Raw genomic sequence first — 24,242 nt, 5'->3', positions numbered from 1 at the left:
GGACATCTGAGGGAGCGGCCGTGCCGAAACTCCACTGGCGCAAGTCCAGTCACAGCGGGGACAGTACGAGCTGTGTCGAGGTCGCCGCCACCCCGACCGCGATCCACATCCGCGACTCCAAGGCGCCCGCCACCCCTCACCTCACCGTCGCCCCCTCCGCCTGGGCGGAGTTCCTCTCCTACGCCGCGGAGGCCGGCGCGTGACGGACCCCGGTGCGGCGGGCACGGCCGAGGACGCCGTACCGGGTTCCGCATCGCCGCGGTGATCACCCTCGCTGTCACCAGGTGGCCGTGAGCCCGGCCGGTTCGAGGGGTTCCGGCCGCGGGGGCGGGCAGGCACTGTGGGACAGGGAATGCGCTCCCTGTCCTAGGCGGTGACAGGAACATGGCATCAGGTGCGGCTGTCACGACCCCGTACGGACTGCGGTTCGACGCCGGACGGATCTGCCTGGACCTGCTGGCCACCGCGCATCCCGGCGAGCATCTCGGCTCCCTGCCCGCGCTGTGCGCCTGGATCACCGGGGCGCACCTGGTGCCGCCGGGCACCGCGCTGACGCACGCCGACGCCTCCTGGCCGCCCCGGTTCCGTGAACTGCGCGACGACATCGGTTGGTTGGTGCGGACGCAGCTCGCCGCGGGCACCGTGGACACCCCGCCGTGCGACCTCGCGCTCGCCCGCGTCAACGCCCTGGCCCGTCTCGCGCCGCCGGCGCCCCGGGCGGTGCGCGGCGGGGACGGCACCCTGGTGCGGGCGCTGGACGGCCCGCCCGGGTGCACGGCGCTGCTCGCGGCCGTCGCGCGGGACGCGGTGGACCTGCTCACCGACCCGGTCACCCGGTCCGCGCTGCGCCAGTGCGCGGGCGACAACTGCCCGATCGTCTACCTGGACACCTCGCGGGGCCGGCGCAGGCGCTGGTGCTCCAGCGAGGTGTGCGGCAACCGGGAGCGGGTCGCCCGCCACCGCCGCCGCGTGGCCCGCGCCCGCGCAGGCCGCTAGGCCACCGGGGAGCACAGACGTGTGCCGCACATCACGGCGGCGGCGCACGTCGTGTCGCTCACATGTGGGTGGACGGACTGAGGCGTTCGGGGTGAGGGTGTCCCGGTACTTCCCCTCGTCGCCTCCCTCTGTCGCCTTGTCGCCTCCCTCTGTCGCCCGGTTCACGGCGCACACCGTGGACCGTCCTCCGGACCGTCCTGCGGTCCCGTTGAACATCCCGGGACGGGCGTCCGTACCCGTCCCTGAGCGGGCGACCGAGAAAGCCGCCGGACACCGGAGGTGGGCGTGGGCAAGGATGCGGCCATGGCGAGGGAGCGTGGGCCCGCGGCCGGGCGACGCGTGCCCGCGCCCTCCTCGGAGCCCGACGAGGAACTGATGCGCGCCCTGTACCGGGAGCACGCCGGCCCTCTGCTCGCCTATGTGCTCAGGCTGGTCGCCGGGGACCGGCAGCGCGCCGAGGACGTGGTGCAGGAGACACTGATCCGGGCCTGGAAGAACGCCGGGCGGCTCGACCGGGCCGGCTCGGTGCGTCCCTGGCTGGTGACGGTCGCGCGCCGCATCGTCATCGACGGGCACCGCAGCCGGCAGGCCCGGCCGCACGAGGTCGACCCGTCACCGCTGGAGGCGATCCCCGCGGAGGACGAGATAGACAAGGCGCTGTGGCTGATGACGCTGTCGGACGCGCTGGAGGACCTGACCCCGGCGCACCGTGAAGTCCTGGTCGAGACGTACTTCAAGGGGCGTACCGTCAACGAGGCGGCCGAGACCCTGGGCATCCCCAGCGGCACCGTGCGGTCCCGGGTGTTCTACGCCCTGCGGTCGATGAAACTGGCACTTCAGGAGCGGGGGGTGACGGCATGACGAGGTCCGGTGCGGACGGTCCGGGCGAGCCCGGCTCCAGGCGGGAAACCCCGGCCGCGGACGTGCACGAGACGGTCGGTGCCTACGCCCTCGGCATCCTCGACGACGCCGAGGCGACCGCTTTCGAGGAACACCTGGCCGCGTGCGAGTGGTGCGCGCGACAGCTGGAGGAGCTGGCCGGGTTGGAGCCGGTGCTGGCCGCGCTCGCGGAGCGGCCCGGCCCCATCGGCACACCCTCCCTCGGCGCGTCGCTGTCCGCCGGGCCTCGCCCGCGGCCGGCGGAGAAGCTGCTCGACGAGGTCGCCGCCCGCCGAACCCGCCGGCGCCGGCGCGCCCGGTACCTGGTCGCGGCCGCGGTGGCGCTGATCGTGGGCGGCCCGCTGACGGTGTACGCGGTGCGGGCGACGGACAGCGGCGGTTCCTCCGCGGTGGCCGTGACCTCCGCGCAGGCCGTGTTCCGGCAGATGCCCGACAAGGTGTCCGCCACCGACCCGGCCACGCACGTCACCGCCACCGTGGCGCTGGCGCCGAGGGCCTGGGGGACCGATGCCGTGCTGCGGCTGGAGAACGTCACCGGCCCGAAGCGGTGCACCCTCGTCGCCGTCGGCCGGAACGGGGAGCGGGAGACGCTCACCACCTGGTCCGTGCCGGACGACGGCTACGGCGTGCCGGCGGGCGGCTCGGCCGGGAAGGCGGAGGAGCCTTTGTACGTGCACGGCGGGGCGGCCCTCAGCCCGCACCAGATCGAGCGTTTCGAGGTGATCACCCTGGACGGAAGGACGCTCGTGCGGGTCCGCGCCTGACCGCCCGCGCGGCCGGCGGTGCGGGCACCGGCGGGGTCCGGCTTCCGCCCACGGGTCCCCTTCGCGTACGGTTGACGGCTGCCCAGCACGTCAGAAGGGGGCCCGGTGGCCGCTCAGGCTCAACAGGAAACCGCGGTCGGATCGGTTCACAGCACAGCGCACGAGGCGGCGGACGACTCGGTGCGCGACCGGGAGATCCGCGGTGAACAGCGACACCTGGACCGGGTGTACCGGCGGCTCGAGGAGAAGATCCAGGAAGCCGAGTTCCTCATGGAGGACGCGGCCCGTCGCGGCCAGATCGGCACACCCGGCGCCCTGGCCGAGCGCGACGCGCAGGTCTTCCAGGCGGGCGTCCACCTCAATCGTCTCAACAACGAGTTCGAGGACTTCCTCTTCGGCCGGATCGACCTGCTGCGCGGCAAGGACGGCAAGAAGGGGCCCGACGGGGCGTACACGGCGGTGGAGCCCGCCGAGGGCGCGGTGCGCGCCGACAACACCGCCGACATCGCCGAAACGTTGCACATCGGCCGGATCGGCGTCCTCGACGAGAACTACTCGCCGCTGGTCATCGACTGGCGCGCGCCGGCCGCGGCCCCGTTCTACCGGGCCACGCCCGTCGAGCCGGGCCGGGTCGTGCGGCGGCGCGTGATCCGGTCCAAGGGGCGGCGCGTCCTCGGGGTCGAGGACGACCTGATGCGGCCGGAGCTGACCGCCTACCTGGACGGCGAGGAGCTGACCGCGGTCGGCGACGGCGCGCTGATGGCCGCGCTGGGCCGGTCCCGCGGCCACAGCATGCGGGACATCGTCGCCTCCATCCAGGCCGAGCAGGACCGCGTCATCCGCGCGCCCGCCGCCTCCGTGACGTACGTCGAGGGCGGGCCGGGCACCGGGAAGACGGCGGTCGCCCTGCACCGGGCCGCCTACCTGCTCTACCAGGACCGCCGCCGGTACGCGGGCGGCATCCTGATCGTCTCGCCGACCCCGCTGCTGGTCGCGTACACCGAGGGCGTGCTGCCGTCCCTCGGGGAGGAGGGGCAGGTCGCCATCCGGGCGCTGGGCTCGCTGGTCGACGGCGTGGAGGCCACGCTGTACGACACGCCGGCCGTGGCCCGGATCAAGGGCTCCACCCGGATGCTGAAGGTGCTGCGGAAGGCGGCGCGGGGCGCACTGGAACTCGGACCGGGTGCGGGCGCACCGGTGGGACAGCTCACCTTCGACGACACCGCCGCGGACGACGCGGACACCGCGGCCCCCGCCGGGCCGCCGACGCGGCTGCGGGTGGTGGCCTTCGGCCGCCGGCTGGAGCTGGAGGGCGGCGAACTGGAACGCATCCGGCGCACCGCCCTGGGCGGCACCGCGCCGGTGAACCTGCTGCGCCCGCGCGCCCGCCGGCTGCTGCTGGACGCCCTGTGGGAGCTCTCCGGGGCGGCGGCCCGCGCCACCGACCCGGAGCTGGCGGCCGAGCTGCGCGCGTCCTTCGACGAGGAGGTCACCGCCGAGGACGACTTCCAGGCCTTCCTCGACGCCTGGTGGCCGGAGCTGACCCCGCGGGCCGTGCTCGCCGCGATGGCCGACGAGCGGCGGCTGGGCCGCTGGGCGCGCCGCGCCCTCGACCCGGGCGAGGTGCGCAAGGTCGCCCGCTCGCTGAAGCGGGACGGCTACTCGGTGCACGACGTGGCGATGCTCGACGAGCTGCAGGCGATCCTCGGCACCCCGACCCGCCCGCGCAAGAAGCGGGAGATCGATCCGCTGGACCAGCTCACCGGCCTGGAGGAGCTGATGCCGGTGCGCGAGGAGACGCAGCGTGAGCGGGCCGAGCGGCTGGCGCAGGAGCGCACCGAGTACGCGCATGTCATCGTGGACGAGGCGCAGGACCTCACCCCGATGCAGTGGCGCATGGTGGGCCGCCGCGGCCGGCACGCCACCTGGACGGTGGTGGGCGACCCGGCCCAGTCCTCCTGGTCGGACCCGGACGAGGCCGCCGGCGCCCGCGACGAGGCCCTGGGCACCCGGCCGCGCCGCCGCTTCGAGCTGACCGTGAACTACCGCAACCCGGCCGAGATCGCCGAGCTGGCCGGCAAGGTGCTCGCGCTGGCCATGCCGGGCTCCCGGCCGCCGTCGGCGGTGCGCTCCACGGGCCTGCGGCCGCGGTTCGTGGTCGCCGGACAGCGGCTGGGCGACACCGTGCGGGCGGAGGCCGGGCGGCTGCTCGCGCGGGTGGACGGCACCGTCGGCGTGATCGTCGCCATGGACCGCCGCGAGGAGGCCCGCCGCTGGCTGGCGGGGTTCGGGGACCGTGTGGTGGCGCTGGGCAGCCTGGAGGCCAAGGGGCTGGAGTACGACGCCACGCTCGTCGTCTCCCCGGCGGAGATCGCCGACGAGTCGCCGGCCGGTCTGCGGGTGCTCTACGTCGCCCTGACCCGGGCCACACGGGAGCTGACCGTGATCGCGGGGGAGCGGGACGAACCGGACGAGGCCGGCGTGCCGGACCTGCTGCGGGACTGAACTTCGCCGCACGGCGCCCGGTCCGGCCGGACGCAGCGCGACGAGGCGTGTCCGGGCGGGCCGCGTCGGCGGGAATGGTGCAGGGGATCCGTTTGTTAGCCTTGGGGTGGCACCGGCCCGATCCAAGCCCCCGGGCCCAACCATTGTCGCTTCGAGCGACCACTTGCCGCGAGGCGAGCATGGCGGGTCGGTGTCATCGAGCATGTGAGAGGCCCACGTCACCTTGTGACGTGGGCCTCTTCGCTGTCCGGGACACCTGCCGTCGCCGCCCCTGGTCTCTCGTATCGTGGGATCCGCTTTCCGAGACCGGACCGTGTCTGTGAACACTGAGGCCGCAACCCGGGGCGGTTACCACGTACTCGCAGGTAGGTGCGACGATCGGACGGCAGTACTTCGTGAACGGTGAAAGCAGAGGAAGTCGGCCATGGCAACGGCGCCCAGCGTCTCCTACTCGATGACCATCCGGCTGGAGGTGCCCGCGAGCGGAACCGCCGTCTCGCAGCTCACCACCGCGGTGGAGTCCTCCGGAGGCTCGGTGACCGGCCTCGACGTCACTGCTTCCGGTCACGAGAAACTGCGGATCGACGTCACCATCGCGGCCACCTCCACCGCGCACGCGGAGGAGATCGTCGAGAAGCTGCGGGGCATCGAGGGCGTCACGCTCGGCAAGGTCTCCGACCGGACCTTCTTGATGCACCTCGGCGGCAAGATCGAGATGGCGTCCAAGCACCCCATCCGCAACCGTGACGACCTGTCCATGGTCTACACGCCGGGTGTGGCCCGGGTGTGCATGGCCATCGCCGAGAACCCCGAGGACGCGCGCCGCCTGACCATCAAGCGGAACTCCGTCGCCGTCGTGACCGACGGCTCCGCCGTGCTCGGCCTGGGCAACATCGGCCCCAAGGCCGCGCTGCCCGTGATGGAGGGCAAGGCGGCCCTGTTCAAGCGGTTCGCCGGCATCGACGCCTGGCCGATCTGCCTGGACACCCAGGACACCGATGCCATCGTCGAGATCGTCAAGGCGATCGCGCCCGGCTTCGCCGGCATCAACCTGGAGGACATCTCCGCGCCGCGCTGCTTCGAGATCGAGGCCCGGCTGCGCGAGGCCCTGGACATCCCCGTCTTCCACGACGACCAGCACGGCACCGCGATCGTCGTGCTCGCCGCGCTCACCAACGCCCTGCGCGTGGTGGGCAAGCCGATCGACACCGTGCGCGTGGTGATGTCCGGCGCCGGCGCCGCGGGCACGGCCATCCTCAGGCTGCTGCTCGCCGCCGGTGTGAAGAACGCGGTCGTCGCCGACATCCACGGTGTGGTGCACGCCGGCCGCGAGGACCTGGTGGACGCCGCCCCCGGCTCGGCGCTGCGCTGGATCGCCGACAACACCAACCCCGAGAACCTCACCGGCACGCTGAAAGAGGCCGTGCGCGGCGCGGACGTCTTCATCGGCGTCTCCGCCCCGAACGTGCTCGACGGCGACGACGTGGCCGCCATGGCCGACGACGCGATCGTGTTCGCGCTCGCGAACCCCGACCCGGAGGTCGACCCGGCGATCGCCCGCCAGACGGCGGCAGTTGTCGCCACCGGCCGCTCCGACTTCCCCAACCAGATCAACAACGTGCTGGTCTTCCCGGGCGTCTTCCGCGGCCTGCTGGACGCGCAGTCCCGCACCGTGAACACCGAGATGATGCTGGCCGCCGCGCAGGCCCTGGCCGACGTGGTCAGCGAGGACGAGCTGAACCCGAACTACATCATCCCGTCGGTCTTCAACGACAAGGTCGCCGGTGCCGTCGCCGGCGCGGTCCGCGAGGCCGCCAAGGCGGCCGGTGCCGCCGCCGTCAGCAGCGCGACGGGCCTCTGACCTGGCCCGCGCACGCCGGCCGCTCACAGGGGCGGCCACGGGCCGTACCGGGCGTGATGATCGCCACGGTGCGGCCCGGAACCGACGCGTCCGCATACGCGTCGTCAGGGACGCGCCCTGCCGTGGCGCATGCGGCAAGCCCTCTCTTCGTGTGACTCCCACGGGTGTTCTCACGACTCCAACGGGTGCCGGATTGGCTTTCCCGCCGCAGGTGGAGGCAGGATGCCTCCCTGGGCGCGAGGGTCTGACGAGGGACCCGGTCCGGGGACCGACCGAGGACCCTGGCAGCATCGGCTTCGCTGGCCCAACATGCGGCTTCGCCGCGTGGCACGCCGCAATGGCAAGAAGAACTTGGGAGTAACAACATGAACCGCAGTGAGCTGGTGGCCGCGCTGGCCGAACGCGCCGAGGTGACCCGCAAGGACGCCGACGCCGTGCTGGCCGCGTTCGCCGACATCGTCGGCGACATCGTCTCCAAGGGGGACGAGAAGGTCACCATCCCTGGCTTCCTCACCTTCGAGCGCACCCACCGTGCCGCTCGCACCGCCCGTAACCCGCAGACGGGCGAGCCGATCCAGATCCCGGCCGGCTACAGCGTGAAGGTGTCCGCGGGCAGCAAGCTCAAGGAAGCCGCCAAGGGCAACTGACCGTGCCGCCGGTGCGCCACGGGACGGCCGACGCGGCCCGCTAGGGCCGATCACAACGTCAGCGGGGCGGCCCCCTCCTGGGGGGCCGCCCCGTCGTCGTCGGCGCCTCAGACGCTTGCCCGTGCCCCGTGCCGGGACCGTCCCGACCGGGCCTCGGGCACCGCCCGGGCCCGGACCGGACCCGCGGTGCCCGTCAGCCCAGCGTCTGGCCGGGCAGCTCCACCTTGGCGCCCAGGTCCACGAGCTTCTCCATGAAATTCTCGTAGCCGCGGTTGATCAGGTCGATGCCGTGGACGCGGGAGGTGCCCTGCGCGGCCAGCGCCGCGATCAGGTAGGAGAAACCGCCGCGCAGGTCCGGGATGACCAGGTCGCCGCCCTGCAGCCGGGTCGGGCCCGACACCACCGCGGAGTGCAGGAAGTTGCGCTGGCCGAACCGGCAGTCGGAGCCGCCCAGGCACTCGCGGTACAGCTGGATGTGCGCGCCCATCTGGTTCAGCGCGGAGGTGAAGCCGAGACGGGACTCGTACACCGTCTCGTGGATGATCGACAGGCCGGTGGCCTGGGTGAGGGCCACCACCAGCGGCTGCTGCCAGTCGGTCTGGAAGCCGGGGTGCACGTCCGTCTCCAGCGCGATGGACGTCAACTGCCCGCCGGGGTGCCAGAACCGGATGCCCTCGTCGTCGATCTCGAAGGCACCGCCCACCTTCCGGTAGGTGTTCAGGAACGTCATCATCGACCGCTGCTGGGCGCCGCGCACATAGATGTCGCCCTCGGTCGCCAGCGCCGCCGACGCCCAGGACGCCGCCTCCAGCCGGTCCGGGATGGCCCGGTGGGTGAAGCCGCGCAGCTTGTCCACGCCGGTGATGCGGATGGTGCGGTCGGTGTCCATCGCGATGATCGCGCCCATCTTCTGCAGCACGCAGATCAGGTCCTCGATCTCCGGCTCGACGGCCGCGTTGGACAACTCCGTGACGCCCTCGGCCAGTACGGCCGTCAGCAGCACCTGCTCGGTGGCGCCGACGGACGGGTACGGCAGCCGGATCTTGGTGCCGCGCAGCCCCTTCGGGGCCTCCAGGTACTGTCCGTCGGCCCGTTTCTCGATGACCGCGCCGAACTTGCGCAGCACGTCGAAGTGGAAGTCGATCGGCCGGCCGCCGATGTCGCAGCCGCCCAGGCCCGGTATGAACGCATGGCCCAGCCGGTGCAACAGCGGGCCGCAGAAGAGGATCGGGATGCGGCTGGAGCCGGCGTGGGCATCGATGTCGGCCACGTTGGCGCGCTCCACCCGCGTCGGGTCGAGCACCAGTTCGCCCGGCTCGTCACCCGGGCGGACCGTCACGCCGTGCAGCTGGAGCAGGCCGCGTACGACCCGCACGTCACGGATGTCCGGAACGTTGCGCAGGCGACTTGGCTCACTGCCGAGCAGAGCGGCGACCATCGCCTTCGGCACGAGGTTCTTCGCACCGCGGACCCGGATCTCGCCCTGCAGCGGGGTTCCGCCATGGACCAGCAGGACATCGTCGTTGACGCTCATGTATCTCGCGTTCCGATGAGGTGGGCAGGATTACGGCCGATATCTCTCGATTTCCGCGCCGGGATGTCGGGCAGGGGCCGGAGGATCAGAGTAATCTCCGCGCACCCGATAGAAGTACGCCCGAGCACGGACCGAACGTCATGGCTGTGTCACAACACGAACCGTCGGGCGGCGGGCACAGCGGGTCACCGCTCTGCGGCCGCCCCGCGGCCGTGCGCCGGTGACGCTTCCGTGCGTCGGTGCCGGCCTCACTCCGCCAGCCCGGTCGGCTCCCCAGAGCGGGGGAAGATGCGGGATCATGTCTGGCATGACCGAGGTGTCCTCGCTCACAGGGCGGCTGCTCGTGGCCACTCCCGCCCTGGCGGACCCGAACTTCGACCGTGCGGTGGTGCTCCTCCTCGACCACGACGAGGAGGGCTCCCTCGGTGTCGTCCTCAACCGCCCCACCCCCGTGGGCGTCGGCGACATCCTGGAGGGCTGGGCCGACCTCGCAGGAGAACCCGGCGTGGTCTTCCAGGGCGGCCCGGTCTCGCTGGACTCCGCGCTCGGCGTGGCCGTGATCCCGGGCGGCGCGACGGGGGAGGCCCCGCTCGGCTGGCGCCGGGTGCACGGCGCGATCGGCCTGGTCGACCTGGAGGCCCCGCCGGAGCTGCTCGCCTCGGCGGTGGGCTCGCTGCGGATCTTCGCCGGATACGCCGGCTGGGGCCCCGGCCAGCTGGAGGACGAGCTGGTGGAGGGCGCGTGGTACGTCGTGGAGTCCGAACCCGGCGACGTCTCCTCGCCCGCCCCGGAGAAACTCTGGCGCTCCGTGCTGCGCCGGCAGCGCAACGAACTGGCGATGGTCGCCACGTATCCCGACGACCCGTCGCTCAACTGAGGGCCTGCCCGGACCGTGCGTCCACCGGCCGGAGGGCGCACCCACCGGGACCGGGCCCGAAGCCCGTGCGCTTCAGTACCCTTGCGGTATGAGCACTCTCGAGCCCGAGCGCGGGACTGGTACGGGGACACTCGTAGAGCCGACACCGCAGGTGTCCCACGGCGACGGCGACCACGAGCGTTTCGCCCACTACGTCCAGAAGGACAAGATCATGGCGAGCGCCCTGGACGGCACCCCCGTCGTGGCGCTGTGCGGCAAGGTGTGGGTGCCCGGCCGCGACCCGAAGAAGTACCCGGTGTGCCCGCTGTGCAAGGAGATCTACGACTCCATGGGCAGCGGCGGCGAGGGCGACGACAAGAAGTGACCCGCCGCGGACGGTGACCCGCCGGATACCGCCGCGGACGGTGACCCGCCGGATCCGCGCCCTGCCGGCTCCGGCGGCGGTCACGTCGCCGGACGGCCCGCTCACCGCCCGGCAGCGGCGGCAGCAGCCCGCACCAGGCCCCCGAGGACGCCCTCTCGCACGCCCCCGGGGGCCTGGGCCGTCCCCGGGCGTGCGCAGCATGTGCAACGGCGATTGCACCGCGGCGACCGCGGCGCTACCCATGGCCCTGCGGCCCCCGCCCGGGAGCCGCTGCCGCCACGGGAAGGGCTGCCATGACCGATGTGATCCCGGCGCCGCGCGCCGCCCAGGGCGCCGCCGCACCGGACGTGTTCCGCTTCGGCGCGGACACCACCGTGTGGGCCGCCCCCGGCACGGACACCACCGCCCGCTGGCTGCGCGCGGTGCTCGGCCCCGCCCTCGGCCTGCCGCTGCCGCCGGCCGCAGGCGAGGACGCGCCGGGCGTGCTGCGGCTGCGCCTGGACGACACCCTCGAGCCCGAGGGCTACCGGCTCACGGTCACCGGCCGTGACGCGGAGATATGCGGCGGCGATGCGGCCGGGGTCTTCTGGGGCGCGCAGACCCTGCGCCAGCTGCTCGGTCCGGACGCCTTCCGCCGCGCCCCCGTACGCCCCGAAGCCGTCCGCGCGGTCCCGGCCCAGGTCGTCGAGGACGCCCCCCGCTTCCGCTGGCGCGGCCTGCTGCTGGACGTCGCCCGGCACTTCCTGCCCAAGGACGGGGTGCTGCGCTACCTCGACCTGATGGCCGCCCACAAACTCAACGTCCTGCATCTGCACCTGACGGACGACCAGGGCTGGCGCATCGAGATCCTGCGGTACCCGCACCTGACCGAGATCGCCTCCTGGCGCGCCCGCAGCCGGTTCGGCCACCGCGCCTCCCCGCTGTGGGAGGAGAAGCCGCACGGCGGCTACTACACCCAGGACGACATCCGGGAGATCGTCGCCTACGCCGCCGAGCGGCACATCACCGTCGTCCCCGAGATCGACGTCCCCGGGCACTCCCAGGCCGCCATCGCCGCCTACCCGGAACTCGGCAACACCGACGTCGTCGACACCGCCGCCCTCACCGTCTGGGACGACTGGGGCATCAGCAGGAACGTCCTCGCGCCCACGGACACCACCCTGCGCTTCTACGAGAACGTCCTAGAAGAGGTGCTCGACCTCTTCCCCGCGCACGCCGGGCGGTTCTCGGCCTTCGTGCACCTCGGCGGCGACGAGTGCCCCAAGGAGCAGTGGCGTGCCTCGCCCGCCGCGCAGGCCCGGATCGCCGAACTCGGCCTGTCCGGCGAGGAGGAACTCCAGGCCTGGTTCATCGGCCACTTCGACACCTGGCTCGCCGCGCGCGGACGCCGGCTCATCGGCTGGGACGAGATCCTGGAGGGGGTCCGGACGGCCGGCGGCACCGGACCGGACGGCGGCCCGGGGGCGGCAACCGGCCTGACCCCCGGGGCGGCGGTGTCCTCCTGGCGCGGCTACGCCGGCGGGATCGCCGCCGCACGGGCCGGGCACGACGTCGTCATGTGCCCCGAGCAGCACGTGTACTTGGACCACCGGCAGGACACGGGCGCCGACGAGCCGGTGCCGATCGGGTACGTCCGCACCCTGGAGGACGTCTACCGCTTCGAGCCGGTCCCGGACGGGCTCGACGCCGGTCAGGCCCGCCATGTGCTGGGCACCCAGGCCAACCTGTGGACCGAGGTGACGGAGGACGCCGCCCGCCTCGACTACCAGGCCTTCCCGCGGCTGGCCGCCTTCGCCGAGGTGGCCTGGAGCGCCCTGCCGGCCCCTGAGCGGCGGGACTTCGCCGGTTTCGAACGGCGGATGCGGACCCACTACCGGCGCCTGGACGGGCTCGGCGTCGCCTACCGGCCGCCCACCGGGCCGCTGCCCTGGCAGCGGCGCCCCGGTGTCCCCGGCCGTCCCGTCGAAGGGACGCCGCCGGCGCGGTGAGCGGGCCGGTGCTGGCGCGGCACCGGCCACACGGTGACCGGCCGGCCGCGGAAGGTACCGTTCCTCCCGTTGTCTCGAACTGACTGCTGGAAAAACCCGCAAGAACCAGCGAACCGTAGTAATTCGCTCGCATCGGTGATGGTGTGCCAAAACCGCAGACTCCCCGATGAGGTGGGCGAACCTCACCCGGCGGCCCCGTGTCCCGGACCCCTGCGAAGATGTGCCAGAGTTGCCACGTCCGCCCTGTCAGGCCGTACCGTACGGCACGGGTGGGACCAGTGGGGCAGCGGGAAGGGGCAGCCGGGTTGACCACGCACGCACCGCAGGCGGGGCAGGCCGTCACGCTGCCCACGACGCTGGACGAGGCCGTCGCGGCACTGACCGCCGTGCCGGCCGCCGTACCGGTCGCGGGCGGCACCGACCTCATGGCCGCGGTCAACTCCGGTCAGCTCAGGCCGACCGCGCTGGTCGGCCTCGGCCGGATCAGCGAGATCCGCAGCTGGCAGTACCAGGACGGGCACGCGCTGCTCGGCGCCGGACTGACCCACGCCCGCATGGGCCGCCCCGACTTCGCCGCCCTGATCCCGGCGCTGGCCGCGGCCGCGCGCGCCGCGGGCCCCCCGCACATCCGCAACGCGGGCACCCTCGGCGGCAACATCGCCTCGGCCGCTCCCACCGGGGACGCGCTGCCGGTCCTCGCCGCCCTGGAGGCCACGCTGATCATCGCGGGCCCGGGCGACGCCCGCCGGGAGATCCCCGTCTCGCACCTGCTGGCCGGTGTGGAGATGCTGCGCGCCGGCGAACTGATCGGCTACGTGCGCGTTCCGCTGCTGCACGCCCCGCAGGTCTTCCTGAAGGCCACCGGCCGCACCGGACCGGGCCGCGCGGTCGCCTCCGTGGCGCTGGTCCTCGACCCGGCCCGGCGCGGTGTGCGCTGCGCGGTGGGCGCCATAGCGCCGATGCCGCTGCGGCCCCTGGACGCCGAGCAGTGGGTGGCCCAGCTCATCGACTGGGACAACGACCGCGCGATCGTCCCGGAGGCGCTGCACGCCTTCGGCGAGTACGTCGCCGCGGCCTGCATCCCCGATCCGGCCCCGGCGGAGGACGGCTCCGTGCAGCAGCTTTCGCCCGCCGTACTGCACCTGCGGCGCACCGTCGCCGCGCTGGCCCGACGAGCACTGGGGAGGGCGCTGTCGTGACGGACGACCAGTACGCGGAGGGGACGCCGGACAGCGGCGGGCGCTGGAACCCGCTGCCCCAGGGCGACTACGACGACGGCGCCACCGCCTTCGTGACCCTGCCCGAGGGGGGCGTCGACGCCCTCCTGAACGGGCAGAGCCCGCTGGCCGCACCGGGCCACGGCTACGTGCCCCCGCAGATAACGGTCACGTCCGCGTCCGACGCGGCCACCGACCCGGCCGCCGCCTGGAACGTCCAGGCCACGCCCGCCGAGGGGACGCAGTGGTCCGACCCGGGCGCGCTGCCGCAGGACGCGGCCGCCTACCCGGGCACGCATCCCGGCGCGGGCGCGGGCATGGACGACCAGTTCACCTACGAGCCCGAGGCCACCCAGCAGTGGTCCTATCCGGCGGCCCAGACCCCGCAGGACATCCAGGCGGGGCACGGCGTCGCCGGCCACGAGGGAACCGTCCCCGGTGCCACCGGTCACGACGTGACCGGGCAGTGGTCGGTTCCGGTCGCCGACGGGCAACTTCCCGACGATTCGGGTGAGTTCGCGACGCCGCCCCTGATGCAGCAGTGGGGCGGCACCGCTCCGGACACCCTGCCCGGCGGCGCCCCCGCACCCTGGGCCACCCAGGCGGCAGGCGAGCCCTGGGGACAGCCGGCACAGGCCCCCGCGCAGCCGGAGCCGCACGCTTATCCGCAGCACGCCGAGCCCGCCGGTGCCGGATACCCGGAGCACGCCGAGCCCGCCGGGTATGCGGAGCACCAAGAAGCCGCCGGATACCCGGACCAGGGCGCCCCCTCCGGCTACCCCGAGCCTTCCGGCTACCCGCGGCCTGCCGCGTCCCCGATGCCCGAGCAGGCCGGTGACCCGGGGACCGGCCCCGGCCCTTCCGACGCCGGCTCCGGTGCCCTGGCCGCCGGGACGGACGCGGCCGCGCCGTCGATGCCGCACGGGCCCGGGGAACATGCGGCGCCCGGACAGCACTCCGGCGCGTACCCCGTGCCCGGTGCGCCCGAGGCCGCCGGACCCGCGCCCGCCGGGGCCGTGCCCGGCACCCCCGAGCAGGGCGGTGCCGTGCCTGCCGGGCCCGAGTCCGCCGGCGCCGTGGCCGACGCCCGCGTGCCGGACGCGGCCATGGCCGACGGGCCTGCCCCCGCCGAACCGGCCGCCCCGGCACCCGTGCCCGCGGACGCGCCCGCGGAAGGACCCGCGCCCGCCGAACAGGGAACCCCGGCACCCCAGCGGCCGGCCGGCGCGCCCGCGGAACACGGCCCCGCGCACCCCGCCCCCGATGGACAGGGCCAGGATCCCGTGGCCGCCCACCCGGTAGCCGCCGGTGACACCGGCGCCGCCGAGCAGCCGGCGCAGCCCCTGGCGGCCGAGGGCGCCGCCGCGCCCGCAGCCGCCGAGACCCCTGCCCCTGCTCCGGCGCCCGAGCAGCAGGCCACGGAGCTCGCCGCCGCGAACGCCCCGGCCTCCGGGCAGCCGTCCCCGGAACAGCCGGTCGCGGAGCAGCCGTCCCCGCAGCAGCAGGCCCCCGAGCAGGCCCAGCCCACCCCGGACCAGGCCACGCAGTCCGCCGGGCAGGAGCAGCAGGCCTTCGAGCAGGCGCAGCCGTCCCCGGAGCAGCCCGCGCCGGCCGCCGGGCAGGAACAGCCCTTGGAGCAGGCCCCCGCGCAGCAGGAAGCAGCGACGGCCCCGCAGGAGTCGGCCCCGGCCCCGCAGGAGGCCGTGCCGGATCCCCAGGAACAGCCGGTCGCGCCCCCGCAGGACGAGCACCCGCTCGCCTCCTACATGCTGCGCGTCAACGGCGTCGACCGGCCGGTCACGGACGCCTGGATCGGTGAGTCGCTGCTGTACGTGCTGCGTGAGCGCCTCGGGCTCGCCGGGGCCAAGGACGGCTGCTCGCAGGGCGAGTGCGGTGCCTGCAACGTGCAGGTCGACGGCCGTCTCGTCGCCTCCTGCCTGATGCCGGCGGTGACCGCGGCCGGCAGCGAGGTCCGCACCGTGGAGGGGCTCGCCGTCGACGGGCAGCCCTCGGACGTGCAGCGGGCGCTCGCCCGCTGCGGCGCGGTGCAGTGCGGCTTCTGCGTGCCCGGCATGGCGATGACCGTGCACGACCTGCTGGAGGGCAACCCGGCCCCCACCGAGCTGGAGACCCGTCAGGCGCTGTGCGGCAACCTGTGCCGCTGCTCGGGCTACCGGGGCGTCCTGCAGGCCGTGCGGGAGGTCGTCGCGGAGCGCGAGGCCCAGGCAGCGGCCGAGCACACCGACGCGGAGCAGACCGAGGAGCCGGACGACACGACAGGGGGCACCGAGCCCCCCGCACACCCGGACCAGGCGAACGGATCCGGCCACGCGGAACACCCGGATCCGGCGAGTGATTTCGGCCACCCCGGCCCTCCTGGCCAGGCGAACGATTTCGGCCACCCGGAGCAGCCGGGCCTGCCGGGGCAGACGGAGTACCCGGTGGTCGCCGGGCACGCCGCGCCCGGCGCCGGTGAGACGGCCGCCGCCGAGCCGCTCATCCCGCACCAGGCGGGCCCCGGAGCCGGCGGGGTGCACCCCTCGGCGTTCGACTCCCCGCACCCGCACGACCCTTACGGCCAGGACGGAGGCCAGGTGTGAGCAACGAAGCCGCCACCGCTGCCGCCACCACGACCGCGCAGGCACCCGCGCCGGAGCCGGCGCCGCACGGTATCGGCGCCTCGGTGCCGGCCGCCGACGCCCGCGCCAAGACGGAGGGCACCTTCCCCTACGCCGCCGACCTGTGGGCCGAGGGCCTGCTGTGGGGTGCCGTCCTGCGCTCCCCGCACCCGCATGCGCGCATCGTCTCCATCGACACCAGCCACGCGCGGTCGATGCCCGGCGTCCGGGCCGTCATCACCCACGAGGACGTCCCCGGCACACCGCTGTACGGGCGCGGCACGGCCGACCGCCCGGTGTTCGCCTCCGAGGTCGTACGCCACCACGGCGAGCCCATCGCGGCCGTCGCCGCCGACCACCCGGACACCGCGCGGATGGCCGCCGCCGCGGTCATCGTCGAGTACGAGGTGCTCGACCCCGTCACCGACCCCGAGCAGGCCTTCGAGGCCGAGCCGCTGCACCCGGACGGCAACCTGATCCGCCACATCCCGCTGCGCCACGGCGACCCGAACGCGGTCGGCGAGGTCGTCGTCGAGGGCCTGTACCGCATCGGCCGGCAGGACCCGGCCCCGATCGGCGCCGAGGCCGGTCTCGCGGTGCCCCGCCCGGACGGCGGCGTGGAGCTGTACACCGCCTCCACCGACCCGCACACCGACCGTGACGTGCTCGCCGCCTGCTACGGCCTGCCGCCGGAACGCGTGAAGATCGTCGTCACCGGTGTCCCCGGCGCCACGGCGGACCGCGAGGACCGCGGCTTCCAGCTCCCCCTCGGCCTGCTGGCGCTGAAGACCGGCTGCCCGGTGAAGCTGACGGCGACCCGTGAGGAGTCCTTCCTCGGGCACGTCCACCGCCATCCGACGCTGCTGCGCTACCGGCACCACGCCGACGCCGAGGGCAGACTCGTCAAGGTCGAGGCGCAGATCCTGCTGGACGCGGGCGCCTACGCGGACACCTCCTCCGACGCGCTCGCCGCCGCTGTCGCCTTCGCCTGCGGCCCCTACGTCGTCCCCAACGCCTTCATCGAGGGCTGGGCGGTGCGCACCAACAACCCGCCCTCCGGCCATGTGCGCGGCGAGGGCGCGATGCAGGTGTGCGCGGCCTACGAGGCGCAGATGGACAAGCTGGCCCGCAGGCTCGGACTCGACCCGGCCGAGCTGCGGCTGCGCAATGTGATGGCCACCGGTGACGTCCTGCCCACCGGGCAGACGGTGACCTGCCCGGCCCCGGTCGCCGAACTCCTCCAGGCGGTCCGCGAGCACCCGCTTCCCCCGCTGCCCAAGGACGTCCCCGAGGAGGAATGGCTGCTGCCCGGCGGCCCGGAGGGCGCCGGCGAGCCCGGCGCGGTGCGGCGCGGCGTGGGCTACGGCCTGGGCATGGTGCACATGCTGGGCGCGGAGGGCGCCGACGAGGTGTCCACGGCCACGGTGCGGGTCGAGAACGGCGTCGGCACGGTGCTGTGCGCGGCCGTCGAGACCGGCCAGGGCTTCGCCACCCTCGCCCGGCAGATCGTGCAGGAGACCCTCGGCATCGACGAGGTCCACGTCGCCCCCGTGGACACCGACCAGCCCCCCGCGGGCGCGGGCTGCCGGGGCCGGCACACCTGGGTGTCGGGAGGCGCCGTGGAACGCGCGGCCAAGATGGTCCGCACCCAGCTGCTCCAGCCGCTGGCGCAGAAGTTCGGCATGTCCACCGAGCTGCTGCAGATCGCCGACGGCAAGATCACCTCCTACGACGGTGTGCTGTCCACCCCGGTCGCCGAGGCATTCCAGGGCAAGGAACTGTGGGCGACCGCCCAGTGCCGTCCCCACCCCACCGAGCCGCTGGACGGCTCCGGCCAGGGCGACGCCTTCGTGGGCCTGGCCTTCTGCGCGATCCGCGCGGTGGTGGACGTGGACATCGAGCTGGGCTCGGTCCGCGTCGTCGAACTCGCGGTGGCCCAGGACGTCGGTCACGTGCTGAACCCGGCGCAGCTGGCCGCCCGCATCGAGGCCGGGGTCACCCAGGGCGTGGGCATCGCCCTCACGGAGAACCTGCGCACCCCGCGCGGCCAGGTCCGCCACCCCGACCTGACGGGCTACGCCCTGCCCACCGCGCTGGACGCGCCCGACATCCAGATCGTGAAACTGGTCGAGGAACGGGACGTCGTGGCGCCCTTCGGCGCCAAGGCGGTCAGCGCGGTCCCCGTGGTGGCCTCCCCGGCGGCGATCGCCTCCGCGGTCCGGGCCGCCACCGGCCGCCCGGTCAACCGCCTGCCCATCCGCCCCCAGGCCGCGGTGGTCACCGGCCAGTGACGGTCTCACCGACCGCCTCACCGGGGACCCGCGTCCGGCCTGACGCGGTGTCAGTGGTACACCGTAGTGTTGTTCTCAGTCGAAACGAGGGCTTCGGACAGCACCGGGGGGAGCCGATGAGCACCATCTGCACGGGCACCGTGGCCGCGGCGCGCACCGCCGGCCGGGGATGCGGGCAGCCGGGCCTCGCCCTGCGCATCCCGGCCCGCCTGCTGGACCAGGAGTTCGGCCGGGGTCGCGTCGTCCGCTTCGAGGAGATCGACTTCCCCCTCGCGCTCACCCACGAGCCGACCCGCCGCTTCCTGCGCGACACGGGTCTGCCGGAGGACGGCCTGCTCTTCGAGCTGGACGTCGACGCCCCGCTGCGCCCCCTCACCGAGTACTACGCCGACGAACACCCCGAGGCCGGCTGCGCCGCCGGACTCCCCGCCCACGCCGACCGCCTCATACGCCTCGGCCAGTTCGCCGAGGACGGCAGCCTGGTGGTCGACGGCATCACCGGCGAGGTCAGCAACTGGAGCGCCTCCGAGGCCACGCTCCACCCCTTCGAGGAGGACATCTCCACCGTCGCCCACGGCCTCTGGCTGTTCCACCGCACCCTGTCGGGGCGCGGCGGGCAACGGGTGCAGGCGTTGCCGGAGGCCTGCTCGGAGGCCGTGGCGGGAATCGAAGCCGCGTAACCCGCGGCACAGTCGGGTGTCGCCCTCCACCAGGGCCTGGCCCCGGGTGAGTGAGTCGGTACAAGGCGGTTCCGTCCCACGCCCCAACCGAGACGAGAACCGATACGAGAACCGAGACGGACGGCCGGAGGGGCGGCACTCCCGCCGGGGTGCCGCCCCTCTGTTCCGCCTGTCATGCCGTAGAGGCCGTGGCGGGAATCGAACCCGCGTAACTCGCTTTGCAGGCGAGTCCCTGAACCACTCGGGCACACGGCCGTGCCGACCGACCGGACCACCGAAGCGGTCCGTGCCGGACTCGGTTTCTCGACGGTAGGCCGTGTGACAGCGGTGACTCAAGGGTGCCGTCGGCCGTGCAACACGACTGCCACACTGCATTCACGCGAGGGCGGGGAGCGCACCGACGGACAGGGCCGGCGGGCCGCACGGAGGGGCACCGGGCGCCAGGGGGAACCGTACGGACGGACAGCCGGCACGTCGCGAGGCGACGGGGGAGCGGAGCGAACCCGGTCCTACGACCAAGGTCCGGGCACGTGACCGACCTGGGCCAGGGCCGAAAGCCGTCGGCGGCCCTTACGCTGGCGGGCATGTCAGCCCTCGACCCCCGCGACACCGCCGTCGCGGACACCTCCGGCACCGCGGCCGGACGCGACGCCTTCGCGGACACGGTCCTCGGCCGGGCCTACCGGTCCCTGAGCATCGGCATCGTCTCCGTGGTCCTGCTCATCGCCTTCGAGGCGACCGCCGTCGGCACGGCGATGCCGGTCGCGGCGCGGGAGCTGCACGGGCTGTCGCTGTACGCGTTCGCGTTCTCCGGCTACTTCACCACCAGCCTGTTCGGCATGGTGCTGGCCGGGCAGTGGTCGGACCGGCGGGGGCCGCTGGGACCGCTGACCGGGGGCATCGGGGCGTTCGCGGCCGGGCTGCTGCTGGCCGGCACGGCGGCCTCGATGTGGGTGTTCGTCCTGGGCCGGGCCGTGCAGGGGCTGGGCGGGGGTCTGGTGATCGTCGCCCTGTACGTGGTCGTCGGGCGGGCCTACCCCGAGCGGCTGCGTCCGGCCATCATGGCGGCGTTCGCGGCGAGCTGGGTGGTCCCCTCGATCGTCGGACCGCTCGCCTCCGGCGCGGTCACCGAACACCTCGGCTGGCGCTGGGTGTTCATCGGCATCCCGGTGCTGGTGGTCCTGCCCCTCGCCGTGGCCCTGCCGCAGATACGCCGGCGGGCGGCCGGCCCGGTGGAGGAGGACGGCGCGGCACAGCCGCCCGGCTCCGGCCGGCGGCGCATCCGTCTCGCGCTCGGCATCTCGCTGGGCGCCGGGCTGCTGCAGTACGCGGTGCAGGACCTGCGGTGGGTCTCCCTGCTGCCCGGCGCGGCGGGGGTCGCGCTGCTCGTCCCGGCGGTGCGGGGCCTGCTGCCGCGCGGCACCTACCGGGCGGCGCGCGGGCTGCCGTCGGTGGTGCTGCTGCGCGGCCTGGCCGCCGGCTCCTTCATCGCCGCCGAGTCCTTCGTGCCGCTGATGCTGGTCACCCAGCGCGGCCTGTCCCCGACGCTCGCCGGGTTCTCCCTGGCGGCGGGCGGGGCCACCTGGGCGATGGGCTCGTGGGTGCAGTCCCGGCCGCAGATGGCACCGCACCGCGAGCGGCTGATGACGCTCGGGATGGTGCTGGTGGCCGCGGCGATCGCCACCGCGCCGAGCGTGCTGATCGGCTCCGTGCCGGTGTGGACGGTCGCCGTCGCCTGGGGCTTCGGCTGCTTCGGCATGGGCCTGGTCATCGCCTCCACCAGCGTGCTGATGCTGCGGCTGTCCGCCCCGCACGAGGCCGGTGTCAACTCCGCCGCCCTGCAGATCTCCGACGCCCTGTCCAACATCCTGCTGCTCGCCGCGGGCGGCGCCGCCTTCGCGGCCCTGGGCGGCGGCTCGGCGGCCGTCTCCTCGACGGCGACGGCCACCGCCACCGAGGCGCACCCGGCGGCGTTCGCCGCGGTGTTCCTGCCGATGGCGGGCGTGGCCCTGGTGGGGGCGTGGGTGACGACGCGGCTGCGGGCGAAGTGAGGACGACCGGTGGGCGCCGGCCCTCGCGTACGGCGGTGCGGTAGGCGCCATGTGAGCTGGCTCCCATGTCCCGTGGCCGGGTGCGGTCCGCTCGGTGGCACCACCGGGCCGCCGGTAGGGTGGCTCGTCGTTTCCCGTAGCCGAGTCCAGCAGCGAACCGGAGACCGTGACTACCACCTCGCGACCGTCGCCCGCTTCCTCCCATCACCTGTCGCCCGCCTTCCCCGGCCGCGCCCCCTGGGGCACCGCCAACAAGCTGCGTGCCTGGCAGCAGGCCGCGATGGACAAGTACATCCAGGAGCAGCCGCGCGACTTCCTCGCGGTCGCCACCCCCGGCGCCGGCAAGACGACCTTCGCGCTGACGCTCGCCTCCTGGCTGCTGCACCACCACATCGTCCAGCAGGTGACGGTGGTCGCCCCGACCGAGCACCTGAAGAAGCAGTGGGCGGAGGCGGCCGCGCGCGTGGGCATCCGGCTGGACCCGGAGTACAGCGCGGGCCCGCTGGGCCGGGAGTACCACGGCGTCGCCGTGACCTACGCGGGCGTCGGCGTGCGCCCCATGCTGCACCGCAACCGCGTCGAGCAGCGCAAGACCCTCGTCGTCCTCGACGAGATCCACCACGCCGGCGACACCAAGTCCTGGGGCGAGGCCTGCCTGGAGGCGTTCGAGCCGGCGACCCGCCGGCTGGCGCTCACCGGCACGCCGTTCCGCTCCGACACCAACCCGATCCCGTTCGTGCGGTACGAGGAGGGCGCCGACGGCATCCGCCGCTCGGCCGCCGACTACACCTACGGATACGGCTCCGCCCTCGCCGACGGCGTGGTCCGCCCGGTGATCTTCCTCTCCTACAGCGGCAACATGCGCTGGCGCACCAAGGCAGGCGACGAGGTCTCGGCCAAGCTGGGCGAGCCGATGACCAAGGACGCGATCAGCCAGGCCTGGCGGACCGCGCTGGACCCCCGCGGCGAGTGGATGCCCGCCGTGCTGCGCGCCGCCGACCAGCGGCTGACCGAGGTCCGCAAGGGCATCCCGGACGCCGGTGCGCTGGTCATCGCCTCCGACCAGGACTCCGCGCGGGCCTACGCCAAACTGCTGCGCGAGATCACCGGCAGCAGCCCGACCGTCGTGCTCTCCGACGACACCGGGGCGTCGAAGAAGATCGAGGAGTTCAGCAAGAACGACGACCGCTGGATGGTCGCGGTCCGCATGGTCTCCGAAGGCGTCGACGTGCCCCGGCTGGCGGTCGGGGTGTACGCCACGACGATCTCCACACCGCTGTTCTTCGCCCAGGCCGTCGGCCGTTTCGTGCGCTCCCGCAGACGCGGGGAGACCGCGTCCGTGTTCCTGCCGACCATCCCCGACCTGCTCTCCTTCGCCAACGAGATGGAGGCCGAGCGCGACCACGCCCTGGACAAGCCGAAGAAGGAGGGCGAGGAGGACCCGTACGCCGAATCCGAGAAGGAGATGGAGGAGGCGAACAAGCAGCAGGACGAGAACACCGGCGAGCAGGACATGCTGCCCTTCGAGGCGCTGGAGTCCGACGCCGTCTTCGACCGGGTCCTCTACGACGGCGCCGAGTTCGGCATGCAGGCCCATCCCGGCAGCGAGGAGGAGCTGGACTACCTCGGCATCCCGGGCCTGCTGGAGCCCGAACAGGTCCAGCTGCTGCTGCAGAAGCGCCAGGCCCGGCAGATCGCGCACAGCCGCAGGAAGCCCGCCGACCAGGCCGACCTGCTCGAACTGCCCGCCGACCGGCGGCCGGTGGTGACCCACAAGGAACTGATGGAGCTGCGCCGGCAGCTCAACAGCCTGGTCGGCGCCTACGTCCACCAGAGCGGCAAGCCGCACGGCGTCGTCCACAACGAGCTGCGCCGGGTGTGCGGCGGCCCGCCGACCGCCGAGGCGACGGCCGGTCAGCTGCGTCAGCGCATCGCCAAGGTGCAGGAGTGGGCGACCAGAATGCGGTGACCTGGTGACCTGGTGACCTGGTGACCGGATACCGGCGCCCGGTGCCTCACCGGGCGCCGTACGTACCGGGACGAACACGCCCGTGTGGCACCGGCCGGTGACCGGATTCTGGACGACGTCTTCCGCTCAGCGAACCGGCTTCGCTAAGGTCCGGCTACGCACACGCCCCGTGGCGACACCGCCTCGGAGCGCAGCCGTGAAGCGACCTTGCGTCCGGGGCGGCCCGGACGGCCGGCCGATCGGTGGCCTTCGTCGCGTGTCACCGACGGGGACTCGGTGACGTACCCGCCGCGAAGAGCGCCGCCGACCTCACCACCGAAGGAGTGGGCGTCGTGACCGCGGAGACCTCTCAGACGCTCGACCGGGGACTGAAGGTTCTCAAACTCCTGGCCGACACGGACCACGGGCTGACCGTCACCGAACTGTCCCAGCGGCTCGGCGTGAACCGGACCGTGGTCTACCGGCTCCTCGCCACCCTGGAACAGCACGCCCTGGTCCGCCGTGATCTGGGCGGGCGGGCCCGGGTCGGGCTCGGCGTGCTGCGGCTGGGACGCCAGATGCATCCGCTGGTGCGCGAGGCGGCACTGCCCGCGCTGCGTTCCCTCGCCGAGGACGTCGGGGCCACGGCGCATCTGACCCTGGTGGACGGGGCGGAGACGCTCGCGGTCGCCGTGGCCGAACCCACCTGGACCGACTTCCACGTCGCCTACCGTCCCGGCTTCCGGCAGCCCCTGGACCGGGGTGCCGCGGGCCAGGCCATCCTCGCGGCCCGCCGTCACGCGACGGGCGACCCCGGCTACACCGTCACCGACGGCGAGCCGGACACGGGCGCCTGCGGGGCGGCCGCACCCCTGCTGGGGGTGACCGGGATCGAGGGCAGCGTGGGCGTGGTGATGCTGGCGGACCGCGTGCCCGAACGGGTCGGGCCGCGGGTGGTGGAGGCCGCCCGCGAGGTGGCGGAGGCGCTGCGCTGACACCGG

The 24,242-nt window shown here is 74.0% G+C and carries 18 protein-coding genes and 1 tRNA gene; 17 read left to right on the top strand and 2 right to left on the bottom strand.

Features of this window, described 5'->3' with window-relative positions; translation table 11 throughout:
• The first annotated feature begins 20 nt into the window (after window positions 1-20).
• The 7 genes from IE286_RS21840 (at window position 21) to IE286_RS21810 (ending at window position 7,673) form a co-directional block, all read left to right on the top strand.
• A complete protein-coding gene (locus IE286_RS21840; protein WP_189798462.1) occupies window positions 21-203 on the top strand; it encodes a DUF397 domain-containing protein in 183 nt (60 codons plus the stop codon).
• A 181-nt stretch (window positions 204-384) separates the two neighbouring features.
• A complete protein-coding gene (locus IE286_RS21835) occupies window positions 385-996 on the top strand; it encodes a CGNR zinc finger domain-containing protein (RefSeq protein WP_189798461.1) in 612 nt (203 codons plus the stop codon).
• Window positions 997-1,299: 303 nt separating this feature from the next.
• Window positions 1,300-1,857 (top strand): sigma-70 family RNA polymerase sigma factor, encoded by a 558-nt coding sequence (locus IE286_RS21830; protein WP_229863322.1) that lies wholly within the window; start codon window positions 1,300-1,302, stop codon window positions 1,855-1,857.
• Window positions 1,854-2,660 carry a zf-HC2 domain-containing protein gene (locus IE286_RS21825; protein WP_189798459.1) on the top strand — a complete coding sequence of 269 codons (807 nt, stop codon included), beginning with the start codon at window positions 1,854-1,856 and terminating at the stop codon, window positions 2,658-2,660. The genes IE286_RS21830 and IE286_RS21825 overlap by 4 nt, the downstream gene beginning before the upstream one ends.
• 105 nt (window positions 2,661-2,765) lie before the next feature.
• Window positions 2,766-5,165, top strand: a complete 2,400-nt coding sequence (locus tag IE286_RS21820; RefSeq protein WP_189798458.1) for a HelD family protein — start codon at window positions 2,766-2,768, stop codon at window positions 5,163-5,165.
• A 424-nt stretch (window positions 5,166-5,589) separates the two neighbouring features.
• On the top strand, window positions 5,590-7,026 hold the full coding sequence (locus IE286_RS21815; protein ID WP_189798457.1) for an NAD-dependent malic enzyme: 1,437 nt from the start codon (window positions 5,590-5,592) through the stop codon (window positions 7,024-7,026).
• 365 nt (window positions 7,027-7,391) lie between these two features.
• Complete coding sequence (locus IE286_RS21810) at window positions 7,392-7,673, top strand: HU family DNA-binding protein (RefSeq protein WP_189798456.1); 282 nt, start codon at window positions 7,392-7,394, stop codon at window positions 7,671-7,673.
• A 193-nt stretch (window positions 7,674-7,866) separates the two neighbouring features.
• Here the strand turns inward: IE286_RS21810 and murA are convergent, their stop codons facing one another.
• Entirely contained in the window at window positions 7,867-9,207 is a 1,341-nt protein-coding gene (gene murA, locus IE286_RS21805; RefSeq protein WP_189798455.1) for a UDP-N-acetylglucosamine 1-carboxyvinyltransferase, read from the bottom strand.
• A gap of 307 nt (window positions 9,208-9,514) precedes the next feature.
• Here murA and IE286_RS21800 point away from each other — a divergent pair, with 307 nt between their 5' ends.
• From IE286_RS21800 to IE286_RS21765, 7 genes are all read left to right on the top strand, one after another.
• On the top strand, window positions 9,515-10,084 hold the full coding sequence (locus tag IE286_RS21800; RefSeq protein WP_189798471.1) for a YqgE/AlgH family protein: 570 nt from the start codon (window positions 9,515-9,517) through the stop codon (window positions 10,082-10,084).
• Between the two features lie 88 nt (window positions 10,085-10,172).
• Window positions 10,173-10,448 (top strand): DUF3039 domain-containing protein, encoded by a 276-nt coding sequence (locus IE286_RS21795; RefSeq protein ID WP_067388079.1) that lies wholly within the window; start codon window positions 10,173-10,175, stop codon window positions 10,446-10,448.
• Between the two features lie 293 nt (window positions 10,449-10,741).
• A complete protein-coding gene (locus tag IE286_RS21790) occupies window positions 10,742-12,436 on the top strand; it encodes a beta-N-acetylhexosaminidase (protein ID WP_189798454.1) in 1,695 nt (564 codons plus the stop codon).
• Window positions 12,437-12,741: 305 nt separating this feature from the next.
• Window positions 12,742-13,635, top strand: a complete 894-nt coding sequence (locus tag IE286_RS21785) for an FAD binding domain-containing protein (RefSeq protein WP_189798453.1) — start codon at window positions 12,742-12,744, stop codon at window positions 13,633-13,635.
• The gene (locus IE286_RS27350) at window positions 13,632-16,253 is read left to right on the top strand and encodes a 2Fe-2S iron-sulfur cluster-binding protein (protein WP_229863319.1); all 2,622 of its coding nucleotides are present in this window, start codon (window positions 13,632-13,634) and stop codon (window positions 16,251-16,253) included. Before IE286_RS21785 ends, IE286_RS27350 begins: the two co-directional genes overlap by 4 nt.
• Complete coding sequence (locus IE286_RS21770; RefSeq protein WP_189798452.1) at window positions 16,250-18,562, top strand: xanthine dehydrogenase family protein molybdopterin-binding subunit; 2,313 nt, start codon at window positions 16,250-16,252, stop codon at window positions 18,560-18,562. Before IE286_RS27350 ends, IE286_RS21770 begins: the two co-directional genes overlap by 4 nt.
• 116 nt (window positions 18,563-18,678) lie before the next feature.
• Window positions 18,679-19,242 (top strand): SUKH-4 family immunity protein, encoded by a 564-nt coding sequence (locus IE286_RS21765; RefSeq protein WP_189798451.1) that lies wholly within the window; start codon window positions 18,679-18,681, stop codon window positions 19,240-19,242.
• Between the two features lie 183 nt (window positions 19,243-19,425).
• Here IE286_RS21765 and IE286_RS21760 read toward each other — a convergent pair.
• Window positions 19,426-19,497 (bottom strand) — tRNA-Cys (locus tag IE286_RS21760).
• A gap of 329 nt (window positions 19,498-19,826) precedes the next feature.
• On the opposite strand from IE286_RS21760, the gene IE286_RS21755 reads away from it, so the two are divergent.
• The 3 genes from IE286_RS21755 (at window position 19,827) to IE286_RS21745 (ending at window position 24,236) form a co-directional block, all read left to right on the top strand.
• Window positions 19,827-21,293 (top strand): MFS transporter, encoded by a 1,467-nt coding sequence (locus IE286_RS21755; protein ID WP_189798450.1) that lies wholly within the window; start codon window positions 19,827-19,829, stop codon window positions 21,291-21,293.
• A 166-nt stretch (window positions 21,294-21,459) separates the two neighbouring features.
• Complete coding sequence (locus IE286_RS21750) at window positions 21,460-23,262, top strand: DEAD/DEAH box helicase (protein ID WP_189798449.1); 1,803 nt, start codon at window positions 21,460-21,462, stop codon at window positions 23,260-23,262.
• Between the two features lie 332 nt (window positions 23,263-23,594).
• Entirely contained in the window at window positions 23,595-24,236 is a 642-nt protein-coding gene (locus tag IE286_RS21745) for an IclR family transcriptional regulator (protein ID WP_189798448.1), read from the top strand.
• The last annotated feature ends 6 nt before the right edge of the window (window positions 24,237-24,242 follow it).

It is taken from the genome of Streptomyces thermodiastaticus (genome assembly GCF_014656135.1).
GTDB classification, from domain to species: domain Bacteria; phylum Actinomycetota; class Actinomycetes; order Streptomycetales; family Streptomycetaceae; genus Streptomyces; species Streptomyces thermodiastaticus.
The sequence above is the reverse complement of the archived record's forward strand: the minus strand, read 5'-3'. Positions and strand labels throughout refer to the sequence as shown.

What these genes read in the sequence shown, in the direction of transcription:
- IE286_RS21825 (WP_189798459.1), top strand. Translation starts at nt 1,854, where the DNA reads ATGACGAGGTCCGGTGCGGACGGTCCGGGCGAGCCCGGCTCCAGGCGG.
- IE286_RS21815 (WP_189798457.1), top strand. Translation starts at nt 5,590, where the DNA reads ATGGCAACGGCGCCCAGCGTCTCCTACTCGATGACCATCCGGCTGGAG.
- IE286_RS21765 (WP_189798451.1), top strand. Translation starts at nt 18,679, where the DNA reads ATGAGCACCATCTGCACGGGCACCGTGGCCGCGGCGCGCACCGCCGGC.
- IE286_RS21835 (WP_189798461.1), top strand. Translation starts at nt 385, where the DNA reads ATGGCATCAGGTGCGGCTGTCACGACCCCGTACGGACTGCGGTTCGAC.
- IE286_RS21795 (WP_067388079.1), top strand. Translation starts at nt 10,173, where the DNA reads ATGAGCACTCTCGAGCCCGAGCGCGGGACTGGTACGGGGACACTCGTA.
- IE286_RS21755 (WP_189798450.1), top strand. Translation starts at nt 19,827, where the DNA reads ATGTCAGCCCTCGACCCCCGCGACACCGCCGTCGCGGACACCTCCGGC.
- IE286_RS21800 (WP_189798471.1), top strand. Translation starts at nt 9,515, where the DNA reads ATGACCGAGGTGTCCTCGCTCACAGGGCGGCTGCTCGTGGCCACTCCC.
- IE286_RS21830 (WP_229863322.1), top strand. Translation starts at nt 1,300, where the DNA reads ATGGCGAGGGAGCGTGGGCCCGCGGCCGGGCGACGCGTGCCCGCGCCC.
- murA (WP_189798455.1), bottom strand. Translation starts at nt 9,207, where the DNA reads ATGAGCGTCAACGACGATGTCCTGCTGGTCCATGGCGGAACCCCGCTG.
- IE286_RS21810 (WP_189798456.1), top strand. Translation starts at nt 7,392, where the DNA reads ATGAACCGCAGTGAGCTGGTGGCCGCGCTGGCCGAACGCGCCGAGGTG.
- IE286_RS21790 (WP_189798454.1), top strand. Translation starts at nt 10,742, where the DNA reads ATGACCGATGTGATCCCGGCGCCGCGCGCCGCCCAGGGCGCCGCCGCA.